The sequence below is a fragment of the Aquirufa sp. 5-AUSEE-100C1 genome (assembly GCF_054558655.1).
This window is the reverse complement of the sequence record NZ_JBPXKO010000003.1, coordinates 364070-381572: the sequence shown is the minus strand read 5'-3', so window position 1 is coordinate 381572 and position 17503 is coordinate 364070. Positions and strand designations below refer to the sequence as shown.

General features: G+C 45.0%; 14 protein-coding genes. 6 read left to right on the top strand and 8 right to left on the bottom strand.

What is annotated here, in order from left to right:
• Positions 1-122: 122 nt before the first annotated feature.
• On the bottom strand, positions 123-944 hold the full coding sequence (locus ACMH5P_RS08720) for a sterol desaturase family protein (protein ID WP_459493977.1): 822 nt from the start codon (positions 942-944) through the stop codon (positions 123-125).
• A gap of 103 nt (positions 945-1047) precedes the next feature.
• Between ACMH5P_RS08720 and ACMH5P_RS08715 the strand changes: the two genes are divergently transcribed.
• Positions 1048-3111 carry a glycoside hydrolase family 97 protein gene (locus ACMH5P_RS08715; protein WP_459493975.1) on the top strand — a complete coding sequence of 688 codons (2064 nt, stop codon included), beginning with the start codon at positions 1048-1050 and terminating at the stop codon, positions 3109-3111.
• An 11-nt stretch (positions 3112-3122) separates the two neighbouring features.
• Complete coding sequence (locus tag ACMH5P_RS08710) at positions 3123-3608, top strand: GNAT family N-acetyltransferase (protein ID WP_459493974.1); 486 nt, start codon at positions 3123-3125, stop codon at positions 3606-3608.
• Here the strand turns inward: ACMH5P_RS08710 and ACMH5P_RS08705 are convergent.
• Both ACMH5P_RS08705 and ACMH5P_RS08700 read right to left on the bottom strand, forming a co-directional pair.
• Entirely contained in the window at positions 3602-4435 is an 834-nt protein-coding gene (locus ACMH5P_RS08705; RefSeq protein WP_459493972.1) for a DUF1684 domain-containing protein, read from the bottom strand. The genes ACMH5P_RS08710 and ACMH5P_RS08705 overlap by 7 nt on opposite strands.
• On the bottom strand, positions 4425-5753 hold the full coding sequence (locus tag ACMH5P_RS08700; RefSeq protein ID WP_459493971.1) for a hypothetical protein: 1329 nt from the start codon (positions 5751-5753) through the stop codon (positions 4425-4427). The genes ACMH5P_RS08705 and ACMH5P_RS08700 overlap by 11 nt, the downstream gene beginning before the upstream one ends.
• An 83-nt stretch (positions 5754-5836) precedes the next feature.
• On the opposite strand from ACMH5P_RS08700, the gene ACMH5P_RS08695 reads away from it, so the two are divergent.
• Positions 5837-6334: a heme-binding domain-containing protein gene (locus ACMH5P_RS08695; protein WP_459493970.1), complete on the top strand. Its 498-nt coding sequence runs from the start codon at positions 5837-5839 to the stop codon at positions 6332-6334.
• Here ACMH5P_RS08695 and ACMH5P_RS08690 read toward each other — a convergent pair.
• The 4 genes from ACMH5P_RS08690 to ACMH5P_RS08675 form a co-directional block, all read right to left on the bottom strand.
• On the bottom strand, positions 6311-6898 hold the full coding sequence (locus ACMH5P_RS08690; RefSeq protein ID WP_459493968.1) for a PepSY-associated TM helix domain-containing protein: 588 nt from the start codon (positions 6896-6898) through the stop codon (positions 6311-6313). The two genes, ACMH5P_RS08695 and ACMH5P_RS08690, sit on opposite strands and share 24 nt — an antisense overlap.
• A 1-nt stretch (position 6899) precedes the next feature.
• A complete protein-coding gene (locus tag ACMH5P_RS08685; protein WP_459493966.1) occupies positions 6900-8276 on the bottom strand; it encodes a DUF2271 domain-containing protein in 1377 nt (458 codons plus the stop codon).
• A gap of 158 nt (positions 8277-8434) precedes the next feature.
• Positions 8435-9478 (bottom strand): NAD(P)-dependent alcohol dehydrogenase, encoded by a 1044-nt coding sequence (locus tag ACMH5P_RS08680; RefSeq protein ID WP_459493964.1) that lies wholly within the window; start codon positions 9476-9478, stop codon positions 8435-8437.
• Positions 9468-10112, bottom strand: coding sequence for a DsbA family oxidoreductase (locus tag ACMH5P_RS08675; protein WP_459493963.1), 645 nt, complete (start codon positions 10110-10112; stop codon positions 9468-9470). Before ACMH5P_RS08675 ends, ACMH5P_RS08680 begins: the two co-directional genes overlap by 11 nt.
• A gap of 43 nt (positions 10113-10155) precedes the next feature.
• Between ACMH5P_RS08675 and ACMH5P_RS08670 the strand changes: the two genes are divergently transcribed.
• The 3 genes from ACMH5P_RS08670 to ACMH5P_RS08660 all read left to right on the top strand — a co-directional run bounded on the left by ACMH5P_RS08670 (position 10156) and on the right by ACMH5P_RS08660 (position 16041).
• A complete protein-coding gene (locus tag ACMH5P_RS08670; protein WP_459493962.1) occupies positions 10156-12381 on the top strand; it encodes an alpha-L-rhamnosidase-related protein in 2226 nt (741 codons plus the stop codon).
• A gap of 53 nt (positions 12382-12434) precedes the next feature.
• Complete coding sequence (locus ACMH5P_RS08665; RefSeq protein ID WP_459493961.1) at positions 12435-14690, top strand: glycoside hydrolase family 3 protein; 2256 nt, start codon at positions 12435-12437, stop codon at positions 14688-14690.
• A 97-nt stretch (positions 14691-14787) separates the two neighbouring features.
• A complete protein-coding gene (locus ACMH5P_RS08660) occupies positions 14788-16041 on the top strand; it encodes an alkaline phosphatase family protein (protein ID WP_459493959.1) in 1254 nt (417 codons plus the stop codon).
• Here the strand turns inward: ACMH5P_RS08660 and ACMH5P_RS08655 are convergent, their stop codons facing one another.
• Positions 16042-17487: a glycoside hydrolase family 32 protein gene (locus tag ACMH5P_RS08655; RefSeq protein ID WP_459493958.1), complete on the bottom strand. Its 1446-nt coding sequence runs from the start codon at positions 17485-17487 to the stop codon at positions 16042-16044. It abuts the gene before it with no gap.
• Positions 17488-17503 lie beyond the last annotated feature (16 nt).

Below are 17503 nucleotides of genomic sequence, written 5' to 3'. Positions count from 1 at the left end.
GAAAAGCTTGGAAATGTAGTCAAAATTAGCCACGAGTGGGCTATCGGGCAAATCAAATACGTTATAATACATGTCCTACTTTCAAAATTTAGGACAAAATATTTTTTTTAAGGAAAATGTGGCTATTCGTCCGTTTTTATTTTACGGTTAAATGGAACCCCCAACTGAAACCCAAAACTCCCCGCTGTTTCATCTGGCAAAACATCTAGTCCATATCGAATTTGTTCAATCGGCGTTGCGTTGAATGTCCCGAATAAACGATCCCAAATAGAGAAAATATTTCCATAATTGGAATCCGTTTGCGGGCGCTCCACATGGTGGTGGATTTTATGCATGTTGGGAGATACAATAAACCAGGAAATAGCCTGATCAAGTCCTTTGGGCAATCGGATATTCGCATGATTGAATTGTGAAAGCAAGGCACTGATGCTTTGGTATAACATCACCAACCACATCGGGGCACCACATATAAGCACACCCAAGAGCGTGAAAATCGCCCGAAATACGCTCTCGCCGGGATGATGACGATTTGCCGTAGTCGTATCCACCATCGTATCTGCATGGTGAACCATGTGAAACTTCCACAACACCTTGATTTTGTGTTCAATCCAATGAATGAAATAGGCTCCCACGAGATCTAACAATAATAAACCCACGATTAATTGTGGCCATGCCCCCAAGTCTAACCAAGGTAATACCCCAAATTGATTCGCAATCGCCCAATCGCTGCCCCATACAATGACCGTTGCAAAGGCGAAATTAATGATGATGGTCGTCAGCGTAAAAAACAGGTTGATTCCCGCATGCCTCCATTTGTTATAGCCAAAACGAATCAAAGGAATTCCTCCCTCGATGATCCAAAAGAACGTAATGCCTCCGGCTAAAATGAACGCGCGATGCGCGCTAGGAATGGCGGAAAAGTAATTGATTAAATTTTCAAGCATCGGTTTAGTTTTGATTCTGCGATTTACGCAAGAATTTACAAATTATCAAAATTGGGCATGAACAAAGATTTGGCTAATTTTACATACCCTAAAATAAACACGTATGTTGAAGCAATTGTTTTGCCTATTCTTGGCAATCCTACCCTTTACTAGTTCCGCCCAGCAAATTTCTAGTTTAAGTTCCCCGAATAAATCGATCCAATTAAATACAATCAAAACACCGGAAGGTTATTTAGCCTATCAAGTTCTGATGAAAGGCAAAGAGATTATCTCAAATTCAAGCGTAGGTTTTGTGCTGAAAAAACCAGCAATGGAATTAAAGAAATTTTCGGTCAACAGTATCGATTCATCTTCGGTTTCAGCTAACTGGAAACCAATTTGGGGCGAGGTCAAAGAGATTACCAATCAATACAATGAATTGATCTTGCACACCACGAGCAACGGCGTTTTCATAGATTTGATCTTCCGGGTATTTGATGATGGCGTGGGGTTCCGTTATCACTTTCCGCTGCAAGCCAATTTCCAGCATTTTATTGTAGATCAAGAACTGAGCCAATTTAACATGTCGGGCGATCACACTGCCTTCTGGATTCCAGGGGATTTCGACACCAATGAATATACCTACAACAAGACCAAACTAAGTGAAATCGATGCCACGGCTGCCGCGGCGAAGGAAAAGGATATTGCGGTTACGGCCTTGATGGGAAAAAATGCGGTACAAACGCCCTTAATGATGAAGTCGGCCAACGGGTTTTACCTAAATCTGCATGAAGCCGCATTAGTCAATTATCCCGCGATGCACCTACGCTTGGATCCAACAAGCCAAACATTCACCTCGGCCTTGGTGCCAGATGCCGTGGGCAATAAGGCCTATTTGCAAACTCCCTTTTCAACGCCATGGCGGACAATGGTCATGAGCGAAAAGGCGGAAAAGATTTTGGAATCAAAATTGATCTTAAATTTAAATGAGCCTGCCAAATTTGGGGATTCCACCTGGATCAAACCACAGAAATTTATGGGGATGTGGTGGGAGATGCACATTGGCAAGGCGAATTGGCCTTTGGCGGGCGGGAAACATGGCGCGAATACGGCGAATGTGAAACGCTACATTGATTTTGCCGCGCAGCATGGTTTTGACGGTGTTTTGGTCGAGGGCTGGAATCAAGGCTGGGAAGATTGGTTTGGGAATTGGAAAGAAGAGGTATTCGATTTTGTGAGCCCCTATCCGGATTATGCGATTGACTCATTGACAAATTATGCACAATCCAAAGGTTTGCGCTTAATCATGCACCATGAAACGTCGGGGTCCGTAACCAATTACGAAAGACGCATGGATGAGGCCTATCAATACATGGTCGGCAAAGGGATTAACACCGTTAAAACCGGCTATGTAGGCAAAATTATCCCACGCGGCGAGCATCACGACAGCCAATGGATGGTGAATCATTACAATCGCGTGGCCGAAAAAGCAGCGAAATATCACCTGATGGTCGACTCACACGAGTCGGTACACCCAACCGGCTTACACCGGACCTATCCCAACTGGATGGCAGCCGAAGCGGCACGAGGTTCAGAGTTTAACAATGCGCCGACGCTTGGAATCGTTCCCGAACATACAACCATTCTTCCTTTCACCCGATTGATGGGTGGGCCGATGGATTACACACCCGGATTATTCCATATGTCATTGAATCAATTCGATTCGACGCGGACGCAAAAAGTTCGTTCGACTTTGGCGAAGCAATTGGCCTTGTATGTGACCATTTACAGTCCCTTGCAAATGGCGGCGGATTTGCCGGAAAATTATGAGGGGAAAATGGATGCCTTTCAGTTTATCAAGGATGTAGCGGTCGACTGGGATGACACGAAAGTTATATCCGCTGAACCGGGTGAATACGTCACCATTGCGCGAAAAGCAAAAAATAAGGATACGTGGTTTATTGGCTCTATCACGGATGAAAACGCTCGAAACATTTCCATTCCATTGGATTTCTTGGATGCAGGCACGGCCTACGAAGCCATTTTATACCGCGATGCGGATGATGCCGATTATGAAAAAAATCCAGAGGCCTATGTTGTGGAGAAAAAACTGGTTTCAAAGAGCTCAAATCTCACCTATCGATTGCAGCGTGGTGGTGGTTGTGCGGTTAGTTTAAAGAAATTGTAAGCAAGAAAACGATGGAATTCCTCCTCACGAATCGACTGCATATTAGTCCGGTAGCACTTGATGATGCCGACTTTATGCTTAACCTGTTGAACAGTCCGGGTTTTATCCGCTTCATTGGGGATCGCCAAGTTAGAACAATCGAAGAAGCCGAAGCCTACATCGCTAACCTAATCAATGATCCTGATATCACTTACTGGGTCATCCGAAATAAAGAAACAAAAGACTGTCTTGGCGTCGTAACATGGGTAAAGCGCGATTTCCTGCCTGCTCCGGATTTAGGCTATGCCTTATTGCCAGAATTTGAAGGGAAAGGATATGCCTTTGAGGCAAGTCAAACATGGCTGGCGCACCAGAAAAACAATCATGCAAGCGTCTTGGCGATATGCCAGGCCGAAAACGCTACGTCGATCAAATTATTGCTAAAACTAGGCTTTAGCCTGCAAGAATTATTCGAAAGAGAAGGATTAGCGATGCACAAATACGCTTTTCATCAATGACCATGAAACTGCTCCCCTGCACGAATTTCTACGGCTAATTTATTCGCTGGAGTCGGAAGTGGACACGTCGCAAAGGGTGTAAATGCACATGGAGGATTGTATGCTTTATTGAAATCAATTACCACCTTTCCATTCGCATCAGGTAAAGCCGTTTCAATGAATCGTCCAGCACCATACGTTTGTTTCTTGTTCGTCAAATCGCCAAATACAATAAATAAATTATCCCCTTCTTGACTTGTTTCCAGTTGGTAGGTTTTCTTTCCAATCGTAAAGCGAAGCATCCCCGGCGATTCCAATTGATAAGAACGACCTGTTACATCAATAATCGTCATCATCTTTCCTTTCGTAGGAATGAAATCAGCCACAATACGATATTTTTCGTCTGTTGGGAAGTAATCTATCCCTTTGAACGCCTTCAAATATTCCCCCTCCAAATCGCGCAATCGGACTGCATATTTATCCCCGCGTTTGATGATGAACCAGCGCAAGGAGCGATGCGAAATTACAGGAGCTTTCATGTCATCTCGGTACACTAACATGGTATCGCTGACGGTTTGGTAATACACCTGACCATTCTTTAATAATAGTTGCCCCAAAAACTCATCTGAATGATCCGAAGGAAAAACAAAATCGTTTTTTTCACTTCCACCAAACGTATTAGCCCCCTCTTTCAGCCAAAACAAGCCGGCTAGATTTAGCCAACCATTTTCAGATTTCAAGTTCTCGATTCTTGCTTTCCGAAAGGCCTCGATTTCTAACTTATGGCCATTATCTAATGTAAAACTGCTTAAAAATACCAAGAAAATAAGTGCCCATTTAATCCGCATCGTACATTTGTTTTGATTCAAAATACTTCATTGTTTTGACAATCCCGAATTTAGCTTGCTGCGCATCGGTAAATCCTAAGCCCCCTTTCCCGTTCATTAATTTTTGATATTCCGCAGCGAGCGTCACCCTGCGTTTTGCGACATCCGTCACGGAATTCCAAATACTGAATGACCAAAAAACAAAACTCAAACAAACGAAAAGGTATCGATAAACTCCGAAGGACTTCCATACATGCAATGCCAATAAATAGACAAAAAGCAAGGCTAAGGTCGGGTAAATCTTGTAATTCCCTATTAAATAGACGAATTCCCCCGAAGATGAACGCATAATACTGATCGCCAAGGCATTCATAAGGCAGAATCCTAGCATAGCAGAAATAAACGAGATACTAGGGTTGACTAAATCCCGCGAACGCCATTTGTTTAGCTGCTCCTTCCAAGGGCTTTGGAACAAAAAATAATATACAGCCGCCCCCATCATGAATATCAGGCAAAATCCAGTTAGACCAGTTTGCCAAAGTCTAAAGTGCGATAATTCTCGATACCAAAAGTCGAATCCCCCACCCATAAAGACAAAAAATCCCTGCACGCTCTCCAGAGGATGCTCAAAAAAGTAGCTTAAACCCCGCTCATGATAACTCATACTCGGGTAATTCCAGAAGATCAAAAACAACATAAAAACAAACACCACAACCCAAATAAACAAATGCCGAAGTCGATGCTGCAAAAACAAAACCAATGATCCAATGATAATAAAAAACATACCATCAGAATTTGAAATACTCGCCAGCAGAGCAAAAAATATTGCTCCAATCAAATTGATTCTTGTCGGACGAGTCAATAAAAACATCGATACCCCGCCAAACCCTATCACCAAATTATGCTGCGCCGCAGCGATCATCCAGTATGACGATAAAAAATATTGGAAATTCAAGAATAAAAAAAGCGCAGGAATAAACATTGTGAGCCTATTTTCTTTGGGAAGGCTCTTCCAAATAATGATGTACAAGGGAATTAAATAGAGGTGCGTTTCCCATATAATCCACTTGATGCTCATCTGACCAAAAAGATAATAATTCAAAACCACCAAAACCTTCAATAAAACGACACGATGGTCATTATTGGGAGACCATAAAAGTGCCCAACGATTCCCCCAATTAGATTCATGTATCCAATTAAACAAGGTCATCGGGGCAACTTCAAAATCGTCTAACCAAGGCGTATTGGAGGCGTTATGAAACAAGGTCCAAGCAAAGAAAACAGCAGGTAAGACACCTAATAAGATTAATAAACCATCCTTTTTTTGAATAAATTTCATCTGCCTTGGTTAATTGAAGTCAAATTTAGTCATTTAATTCAAAGATATTTGTTAGATTTCCGATACAACCCGAAGAAACAAACATGAAAAAATTATTACTTGCATTGCCCCTCATTTTGCTTGCTATCCAATTTATTCATCCCGAAAAAAATGAAAGCAAGGACTATACCTACGATATCTCCACGAAATATTCCATTCCCGTACCCGTACAAGAAACGCTGAAAAACGCCTGCAACGATTGTCACTCGAATTTGAGCACCTATCCTTGGTACTCCAACATCCAGCCGGTCGGTTTCTGGCTTAATCACCACATCGAAGAAGGAAAAGAACACTTGAATTTTTCAACATTTACCAAACTTCCCCTCGCGGTTCAAAACCATAAATTAGAAGAAGTTATCGAAACCGTCGAGGAAGGCGAAATGCCCATGCCATCGTATACCTATTTTGGGCTACACCCCAAGGCCAACCTAAGTCAAGCCGAAAAAGACGCCTTAATTTCCTGGGCAAAATCCCAAATGGACAATTTAAAGGCTACTTATCCAGCGGATAGCTTAAAATTAAAGCCACGTAAAAAAGTATAAAAGAACCACCACGGCCATACCGGCAACCAGCCAAATAATTCCGTTTAACCGCTTTTTTTTCAGAAAAAGCAATAAAATGATGCCCGTCAAGGAAATCAAACTCATAAAAATGGCCGAGAAATCGATCACCCATTTCCAGCCTTGACCCGTGTCGCGGCCCTTGTGTAAATCATTGATCCAAGCCACGAAACCCAGAGTTCTTTCCGTCAAATGAAAGGTCCCTTTGGCGCGATCAATAAATACATCCGCCGTGTAACCGGGCCCTTGAAAAGAAACCGAAACTTCCGTTTCATCGATTCTAAAATCGTTCAATAAGCCATTCACCCCGTATTTCGCACGGAACAATTCCACAATCTCCATCTTTTTCACCAACGTGGTATCCGATCCATTTACCCACGAAGCGTCCAATTTGCCATCGACCTCTTCCAAACTTTCCTTTTCCGGAAACCAATCCAAATGATTCAGTGTCAAGCCCGTCACCGCGAAAAAAAGCACAATAACGAAACTAAACATCGACAAATAGATGTGTAACCACCGAGACCATTCCGCTAATTTCCGCTTCATTCTATTTTGTTTTATAAACCAAATTCGCGCCAGAAACCTCTTCATTTCCCGACAAAGCCTGCGACTTCGCCTTGCCATCAAACTTCATCGTCTGCTTCATCAATTGATATGTTCCATGCTCACGAGCCGCCTCGATGTAGACCGTATAATTCCCCAAAGCCACATATTCCCCTTTGTCATTTTTACCATCCCAAATCAAGGAATAATTGCCCGCCGACCGCGTCGCAGAGGCAATCGACATCAAATCAATCGGTACCTCACGCTGTGCGTCCGAAAACGAACGCAAATCTGGGAGCCAACGAGGCTTCCGATACCACAAGGCTAAACGACGAACCGGCTTATGTTGCTCATCCTCAATCCAAACGGCCACATAAGGCCGACGGGCGCCTCCACCCAAATTGGCCAATTCCACATTAATCAACAATTCCTGACCCGCTGTCCATAACTTATCCTTTACATGAACCATCTCGATAGGTGAATCGATCAGCGGCGAACGCCCCGACCAGTTTTCGCTGACATGCGTCTCTCCCCCCATATCCACAATCAAATATTCGGCCTCCGGATATTTTGATGCCAAAACTTTCGATTCCTCCACTGATAACACATTAAAAGCTGTTGCCAAAGCCCCTGCAGTTACTGCGTTAGGATGAATAACCGTTGAAGACATACTGCCTGCTGCGATTTCTCCGGTTCTTGGATCAACTATGTGCGCTCCCCGACGGGTATTTGCGCTCGTTGCAATGGCTTGATTTTCAATCGTAACCGTACTCAAAGATTGTCCGTTTTCTGCATCAGCTTGGGGATCCGATACACGAACAGATTCCCGTAAATCACCTTTGGCAAGTATATCACCGCCTACATTCAAGAGCACTCCGTGGACACCTGGTTCTGCCAGTACCGCATCTGCTACCTGCTCCATCACATAACCCTTGGTAAAGGTGTGTAAACGCAATGCCGCATCACTCAGGTGTCTGGCCGTTCCATCGCCTAGTTCCCAATGCGGCTGATTCACTTTGTCGGAAAATCCATTCACCTTAATTTCTTCCGCCGCTGCATTCAAGGCTCCATAAGACTCCTGTTTCCACGTATCAAACAAACCCAGTACTTCCGAGATTTCAGGTGAAACAGCAACCTCTTCCCCTTGTGATTTTAGCCATTGGCCAAATTCGTTTGACTCAGAACTACCTAAAATAGACTGCAAACGACGAAACTCATCTAAGACTTTCGCCTCCGCCTTTTCCGCTAATTCAAACGAACTAGCCACGATCTTCAGGTCCAAAGACGTACCTAAAACTTGCTCAAAATGAGCTGCTAAAACACCGGATTGATTGGGAACGAAGGCCGACAAAGCAGCCAAGGGAAGCGAGAATGAATGCATATTTCTTTCAGTTTTTTGGAATCCGAAATTAATTTATGTCCCACATAAAGGAAAAACATTTAGACGAAACCATGTTTTTTCTCTACCTATATCCCAAAAACAACACTGCCAAGGTCGGGGACCTCGGCAGCGCAATTGTTACTTAAATAAATAAAAATCTACAAAGTCTTCATATCAATCACGAAACGATATTTCACATCCGACTTAATCACACGCTCATAGGCGCCATTAATATCCTGCATGGAAATCAATTCAATGTCCGACAAAATTTTGTGTTCCGCGCAGTAGTCCAACATCTCCTGCGTCTCCGCGATTCCACCAATCATCGAGCCCACGATACTACGACGCTTCGAGATCAAGGTCGCCGCACCGAACGTATTGTCCTCCGGAGGAATACCTACTAATAACATCTTCCCCTCCACTTTCAACAAGCCCAAAAACGCATTAATATCATGCTTCGCGGCAACCGTATTCAGAATAAAATCAAACTCGCCCTTCAAGGCTTCCATTTGCTTTGGATCTGTGGATAAGGCAAAATGATGTGCTCCTAAGGAGCTCGCATCGGCTTCTTTCGAAGGGGATGTTGACAACATCGTTACTTCCGCACCAAAAGATGCCGCAAATTTCACTGCCATATGACCCAAACCGCCCAATCCCAAGACCGCGACTTTGTGCCCCTTGCCCACACCGGCAAAGCGCAACGGTGAATAGGTCGTAATCCCGGCACACAACAATGGAGCCACACGCGCTAAATCCCCCTCCTCAAAGTTCACATGCAAGGCATACTTTTCATCAATCACATAATTCGCAGAATAACCCCCAAAAGTCTGCGTCTTTCCATCCCGGTAATAATCATTGTAGGTCGCCGTCATGTTCTCATCGCAATACTGCTCTTGACCTTTTTGGCAAGAGGGGCATTCCCGACAAGAATCCACAAAAACCCCAACACCGGCTGTTTGGCCGACCTTAAATTTCGTCACATGCGAACCGATCGCAACTACTTTCCCAACAATCTCATGTCCGGGAACGATTGGATAAATCGAGGGTCCCCACTCGCTGCGAACCATGTGGATGTCGGAATGACATACCCCACAATATTCAATGTCTATCTGAATATCATGTGGTCCCACCTCACGGCGTTCAAAAACGATTGGCGCCACAGGCACCTCCGCGCTCGTAGCGCCATATCCTTTAACTTGCATCTTGTATTGTTTGGTTTAATGTATCGATAAAAACTTGTATCGGCTCCGCACCCGATATCCCATATTTGCGGTCAAACACAAAAAAGGGAACCCCGCGAACACCTAAATTAACTCCTTCCTGAATGTCCTGGCTCACCCGATAAGCCAATTCCTCACTCGCAATCGCCGCGCGAATTTCAGAGGCCTCCAACCCTGCCTCCTCTCCCAATTCAACTAAGGTTTCAACCGATGCTAAATCCCTGCCATCCGTAAAATAAGCCCGGAAAAATAGCTCCTCAATTACATCATCCAAGCCTTTTTCTTTGGCCAATTGTATCACCCGATGCGCATACAACGAATTCGCGACCACCGCGCGGTCAAAATTATATTCCAAACCTACCGTCGCCGCCATCTCCACCACACGATCGTGCATCTGCTCCGACTGCTCCAAACTCCATCCCTTACGATCTGCCAAATATTCATATACGCCAACGGGTTTCTCAAATGACATGGGAATGCTAGGGTCCAACTGGTAACTTTTCCATTCTATTTCCACCTGATCACGCGCCGAGAAAGTTTCCAAGGCCTTCTCCAAATGCCGTTTTCCGATGTAACAAAACGGACACATGATATCACTCCAAATTTCTATTTTCATCTCAGCAATTTAACGTAAATTCGGCAGAATTTTACCCGAAGCTATGCGCCTTTTAGTCCTTCTTTTGTTTATCCTTTTTACGAATACTTTAAAATCCCAAAGCCTGAACGAACTCGTTAATGCTTTACCTAGCATCGAAGGGAAAAAGGAATACCTGAATTCCCCTTTTGCCACGACGGGAGACCGACTCTATGTTATCGGCCATCAAAACGGACAATTCCCAGATTTAGGCTGGCACATCACCAGCGAAATGGGTGGCATATGGGCTCATCCCATTAAACTCCTCGATGGCTTTATTGTTTCCATCGATGGACAGGATTTAACGAATGCGGAAAGCTTTATCAATTTCCCGATGGCGAACCAACATCGCTACCAGACCAAGAATTTCATCATCAATCGGGTCCAATTCGTGCCCGATGGGATCGCAGGATGCATCATTGAACTTGAAGTCGAAAACAAAACGAATCAAGTAATTCATACTCCCTTGGTTTTTCAAGCGAAATCAGATCTCCGCCCTACGTGGCTAGGGGAACGCACAGCTATGACCGACCACCCGGATATCGCAACTTTTACCGCGAACCGCTGGGTATTTCAAGATGCCAAGAATCCCTGGTTTGCCATAGTAGGATCCAATCAAAATGGACTACCCGGTGCTGCGCCCATCCCCTTCAATTCCATCGGAAAGGGAATCGTGAAATCCATCAACTACCAATTAAACGTTCCCGCAAAGGGCAAAATACATATTCAATTCTTCATAGCCGGTTCACCCCAATCGCTTCAAGACGCAGCAAAAAGCTATTCGAAAATCAGCCATAAACCAGCAACATTATTTAAGCAAAAATGGACCCGGCTACAGGCCTTGGCACAAAAAAGCAAGATCAATATTCCCGATAAAAAAATCCAAGAAGCTTATACTTGGTTGCAATTCAATACCGATGGCCTAACCCGGGACGTGCCGGGAATCGGTCGGGGAATTAGCGCCGGACTACCCGATTATCCGTGGTGGTTTGGGACCGACAGCGAATATGCACTACAAGGCGCACTGGCGATTGGGCAAAAAGACTTGAGCCTGAAATCCATTGATTTGATTCACCAGCTTTCGCTGAAAGCAAATAAAAACGGTCGGATCGTTCACGAAGTTTCCACCAATGGTGTCGTGTTTAATCCGGGCAACTTGAACGAGACACCCCAATTTGCCTCTTTGGTTTGGACGGCTTACAAATGGACCGGGGATAAAAACCTCATCAAAAAATACTTTCCAAACATCCAGAAAGGCCTGAACTGGTTACTTACCGAAAATGATAAAGATCAAAACGGATTTCCCGACGGACCCGGCATGATGGAAATCCAAGGACTCCACAGCGAGATGATTGATGTAGCATGCTATACCCAAAAGGCCCTGGAAGATGCATCGCAAATGGCGGATGTTTTAGGCGAGAAGGCATTAAAGAAAGAATACGCCGAAAAAGCGATTCGATTGAAAAAACAAATCAATGAGCGTTTTTGGAATGAGGAGTTTGGGTCATATGCCGACTTCCTCAGTAAGGACGCCGAGGCGATTGAACTCATCAAACAAGCCATCGTACGAGCGGATACTTTACACAAACCGTGGGCTGTTACGGAACTTAAGCAAACCCAAACGTACATCGAAACGCATCCAAGCAATCAAGCAAGACCGTTCGTAGTTCACCACAATTGGGTGGTAAATTCCCCCATGGAATTTGGAATTGCTGATCCGGATAAAGCCATCAAAGGGCTGGAAACGGCTAAAAAATTCACGAACCCATTTGGTCTTTTTGTGACGGGTATCGATCGGGATGCCTCCGCGGGTTCGGATGCGGGCTCCTACAAAGCCCCGAAGATTTTTACCTACACGGGTGCCGTGATGACACTTCCGACCGGCGTGTTGGCCGTGGCCGAAAATCAATACGGTCGACCGGATCAATCCCTCGAATACATCCAAAAACTCGCACGTTCCTTTAGTTACGCCTTGCCAGGCAGCATGTATGAAGTATCCCCGGATTTTGGGATGATGACACAAGCCTGGAATGTATTCGGGTTTGCCGTTCCGATTGTCGAACATTTCTTTGGGATTAAACCTCGAGCCGACTTAAAAGAAATCACCATCGCGCCACGCATGCCTTCGGCGTGGAAAGAGGCAAGTATCGAAAATGTGGAAATTGGGGATAACCGAATAAGTGTGTATTACATACAAGGACAAAGCCCACGCGTGACACAAATGAAAAACTGGAAAATAATAGTAAAATAGCCTATTTTTATTATTGTATCATTTTGCTACATTTGCAAAAAACACCCTAAATCATGAAAAAATTATTAGCGTTAATAGCCATTTCTTCGGCAGCCTTTGGGCAGCACATCGAAGTCAAGCAAAGCAAAGGTCCGACGCTTGGATACACCGCGGACTCCCAAGTGAAAATCATCAAGAAAGATGGCCTTTCATTTAAGGACCTTAACAAAAACGGGAAACTGGATATTTACGAAGATTGGCGCAAGCCTGTAGATGTCCGCGCGGCAGATTTGGCGAAGCAATTAAGCGTGGAGGAAATTGCAGGTTTAATGCTTTACTCCGGACACCAAGCCGTTCCCGCACGTACGGAAGGGTATTTTGCCGGCACCTACAATGGCAAACCCTTCGATCCCAAAACGATGGATGCGAGCGATTTGACCGACCAACAAAAGAAATTCTTAAAAGAAGATAACCTGCGCCACGTCCTATTGACGACGGTTTCCTCTCCCGTAGATGCCGCGAAATGGAACAATAAAATCCAGGCATTTTGCGAGTCGGTAGGCAAGGGGATTCCGGCCAACAACAGTTCAGACCCACGCCATGGAACACAAGCGCGTGCGGAATTCAACGCGGCAGCAGGTGGATTGATTTCAATGTGGCCGAGTTCCTTAGGAATGGCGGCAACATTCAAGCCTGAATTAGTTCAAAAATTCGGTCGGATCGCAGCCCAAGAATACCGTGCGCTTGGTATCGCCACCGCACTTTCACCTCAAGTTGACATGGCAACCGAACCCCGTTGGTTACGTTTCGACGGTACCTTCGGCGAAAGCTCTAAACTTTCCGCAGCCATGGGTGAGGCTTATTGCAATGGTTTCCAAAATGAAAACTGGGGTTCCTTAAGCGTAAATGCCATGGTGAAACACTGGCCCGGTGGAGGATCCGGAGAAGGCGGTCGGGATGCGCATTATGCCAACGGCAAGTTTGCGGTTTATCCGGGTAACAACTTCAAGGAACACTTGATTCCCTTCACAGAGGGGGCCTTTAAATTACAAGGACAAACCAAAAAGGCTGCAGCCGTGATGCCGTATTACACCATTTCGTGGAACCAAACGAACGAAAACGTGGCGAATAACTACAACAAATATTTGGTGACTGACTTACTCCGCAAGCAGTACGGATACGATGGGGTAGTTTGTACCGACTGGACGGTAACCGGTGATCATAAGGCCATGGATGTCTTTGTGGACGGAAAGGTTTGGGGCGTTGAAAACTTGAATATGGCGGAACGTCATTATAAGGTTTTGATGGCTGGCGTGGATCAATTTGGAGGAAACAACGACATGAAACCGATCATCGCGGCCTATGCGATGGGTGTCAAAGAATATGGCGAGGCCTTCATGCGTGCCCGCATGGAGCAATCTGCTATCCGTTTATTGCGCAACATTTTCCAAGTTGGCTTATTTGAAAATCCTTACCAAAATCCCGATCAAACAAAGGCTATTGTGGGTAAACCCGAATTCATGCAAGCGGGCTATGAGGCGCAATTGCAATCAATCGTTTTATTGAAAAACAAGGCAAACGTTCTACCGCTTCAAACCAAGAAAACGATTTACATTCCAAGACGATACATCGCACCATCCCGTCACTTCTTGGGATTCCCGATTCCGGCTTCGAATGAATATCCCATCAACATGGAATTAGTGAAAAAATACTTTAATGTTACTGAAAATCCAGCCGAAGCAGACCTTGCTTTGGTATGTATTGAAAACCCCAAAGGAGGCATCGGCTATGATAAAGAGGATGTGGCCAAAGGAGGCAATGGGTATCTGCCCATTTCACTACAATACGGCGACTATGTAGCAAACGATGCGCGCGAGGTTAGTATCGCCGGAGGAGATCCCCTGGAAAACTTTACCAATCGTTCCTACAAGGGTAAAATGGCAAAATCCCGTAATTTGACCGACATCCAAATGATTGAAGACACGCGTCAAAAAATGCAAGGAAAACCACTAATCGTTTCAATCAATGTTTCAAATCCGATGGTTTTTGCGGAATTTGAGGGAAAAGCAGATGCGATTTTAGCCAGCTTTGGCGTACAAGACCAAGCCATTCTAGATATCCTAAGCGGTAAGGCCGAACCACAAGCCTTGCTTCCCATGCAGATGCCAGCGAGCATGCAGACCGTTGAAAAGCAATTCGAAGATGTGCCTTTCGACATGGAATGCCATTTAGATTCCGAAGGACATCGCTATGACTTTGGCTTCGGTATGAACTGGAAAGGCGTAATTCAAGATGAGCGCGCGAAGAAGTACAGTACTCCGAGCAAATAGAAAATAACATCTTGATTAAATTTCAAAGCCCCAGAAAACCCTGGGGCTTTTTTTAGCGACTATAAAATCGGTAAATTGAACCGTTAAATTCATCCACATGCGCATTCTGACCTCCCTTGTCCTCTCCCTCCTTTTTAGTTTTATTGGCTTTGCCCAAGATACCATCCAAATTGTTCAGGCGGGGCGAACGAATTCAGCGGCCCAACAAGCGAAACCCTACGTGATCTTGATTTCAGCCGATGGTTTTCGTTCCGACTTCTCCGTCAAATACGGCGCCAAATTTTTACAGAGCCGGGAAGCGAAAGGAGTCAAGGCGGCCGCGATGATTCCCTCTTACCCATCCCTGACCTTCCCGAATCATTACAGTATTGTAACAGGTTTATACCCTGCCCATCATGGTTTGGTCGATAACCGCTACTACGATGTGAATTCGAAAACAGAATACAGCATGTCAAATAAGAAAATGGTGGCCGATGGAAAGTGGTATGGCGGGACACCTTTATGGGTTTTAGCTGAACAACAAGGCATGTTGAGCGCCAGCTTTTACTGGGTAGCTTCGGAGGCCGATATACAAGGCATCCGACCGACCTATCACTATGTCTACAACGAAAGCATCCCGATTGAGCAACGCATTCAAGCCGTGAAAAATTGGTTGTCATTGCCGGCCGAAAAAAGACCACACATGATCACTTTCTATTTTCCACAGGTGGATCATGATGCGCATGAATATGGCCCCGAAGATCCACGCGTCGGGGATGCCGTTAAATGGGTCGACCAAAGTATCGCCCAGCTACAAGCCGCTTTAGATCCATTAAAATTACCTATCAATTATGTCTTTGTTTCTGATCACGGAATGACCACCGTGGACACCGAAAACACCTTAAAAAAGCCAAGTCCACTTGATACAACGAATTTTAAAGTCCCCTCAGGGGATGCCCTATTGCATGTTTATGCAAAAAATCCGGAGGCGATTAACCGAACGGTCTCGGCACTAAAGCAGAGCACAACTTATAAAACCTACCTGATGGATGAAACGCCAGAACATTGGCATTGCCGGAAATCGGATGATTATTTCAATCGCTTAGGCGACATCTTACTTGTGCCTAATCACCCTTCTATTTTCAACTTGGGAAGTCGGAAAACGAGTCCGGGAAAACATGGCTATGACAACCACCATCCAGACATGCAGGCAAGTTTTCAAGCTTGGGGACCTGCATTCAAGTTGGGAATAAAAATTCCCGCATTCGAGAATGTCAATGTCTATCCGATGGTCGCAAAGATTCTCGAGTTAAACTTCGATGAGTCCAAGGTTGATGGTAAACTAAACGTGCTGAAGCCTATTCTCAAATAACTACATCGAAGGCTTTAAGCTTTCTAATGTTAAGCTGATTCCTTTCGCACCCGTAACTTTCCATTGCTTGAATGTCTCGCTGGGAAAATAACATGTCGTCATGGCCGTCAAACCGCCGTCGGCAAAAAACTCAGCAGAGGCTACATCCGTAATCAACGTAAAGTCGATGGTATCGGTTTTAGCTAAGCGAGGTGCATAGGCCTTTCCTGCAAATTTGGGACTAAAGCGCATGTCTCCTGAAGCATCCCGATCCACATAATAGCGATTCGTTGCTGCTTCAAATCCAATGATAACTTGTTCCCCTTTTGCATTCGAAAGCGTAATCGAAAAATCCTGAACCGGAACTTTTCCGGTGAGTCTTTGTAAAGCCGAAGCTGTTTCTACTCGCTTATTGGTCTTAATAATTTGCGAACCTGAAACATAATTGGAAACCGAAGCCACCGGCATCGAACTCAAGAAATACTTACCATCCAAAACCTGTAATTTCAAATCACGGGCAAGGGTGTTCGCACTTCGCCATGACTCAGTTGGCACCAAAGTCGCATAATCCCAATTCGACATCCAACCCATAAATATCCGCTGATCCCCCGTCTCGTGAAAGGTAACGCCGGCATAATTATCCCGACCGTAATCCACCCAACGAGTTTCATGGTCTTGCGGTGTAAATTGATGGCCATCGAAGTCCCCGACAAAATATTGCGCCCCCGAACCGCCATTCGGCGCCCCCGGATTAATATTTACGATTAAGACCCATTTTGTCTTACCCTCCACTTGCATTGGAAACAAATCCGGACATTCCCAAACACCCCCGTGGGCGCCTAAGGTAGCCCCAAATTCACTCTCCTTCGTCCAGTTTTTCAAATCCGGCGAAGAATAAAAAGTCTCCCGATCTTGCGTTGCCAAGGCCATAATCCATTTTTTGCCGGGCTCATACCATGAAACATTGGGATCACGGAAGTCGGCAATACCCGGATTCTTAATCACCGGATTCCCCACAAACTTCGTGAAAGTCTGCCCACCATCTAAACTGTAGGAAATGCTCTGGTTTTCGCGATCGATTCGCCCCGCTTTCTCCCAATCCATGTTATGGCTCGTATAAATAGCAACGACAGGAGCTATCCCCTTCTTCCCAAAACCCGAAGTATTTTGATGATCAATTACCGCAGAACCCGAAAAGATTAAACCCAAACTGTCCGGATACAAGGCAATCGGTTGATGCTCCCAATGCATCAGATCCTTACTTGTCGCATGCCCCCAGTGCATGGGACCCCACACCGTACTTTCTGGATGATATTGATAATATAAATGGTAAGTCCCATTCGCATAAAACATCCCGTTAGGATCATTCATCCACATATTGGGCGGTGTGAAATGCAATTGAGGACGGTGTTTTTCTTGGGCAAATGCCGTGAGGCTCAACAATAAAAAGAGGGCAATGTTTCTCATAAGGACAAAAAAATAG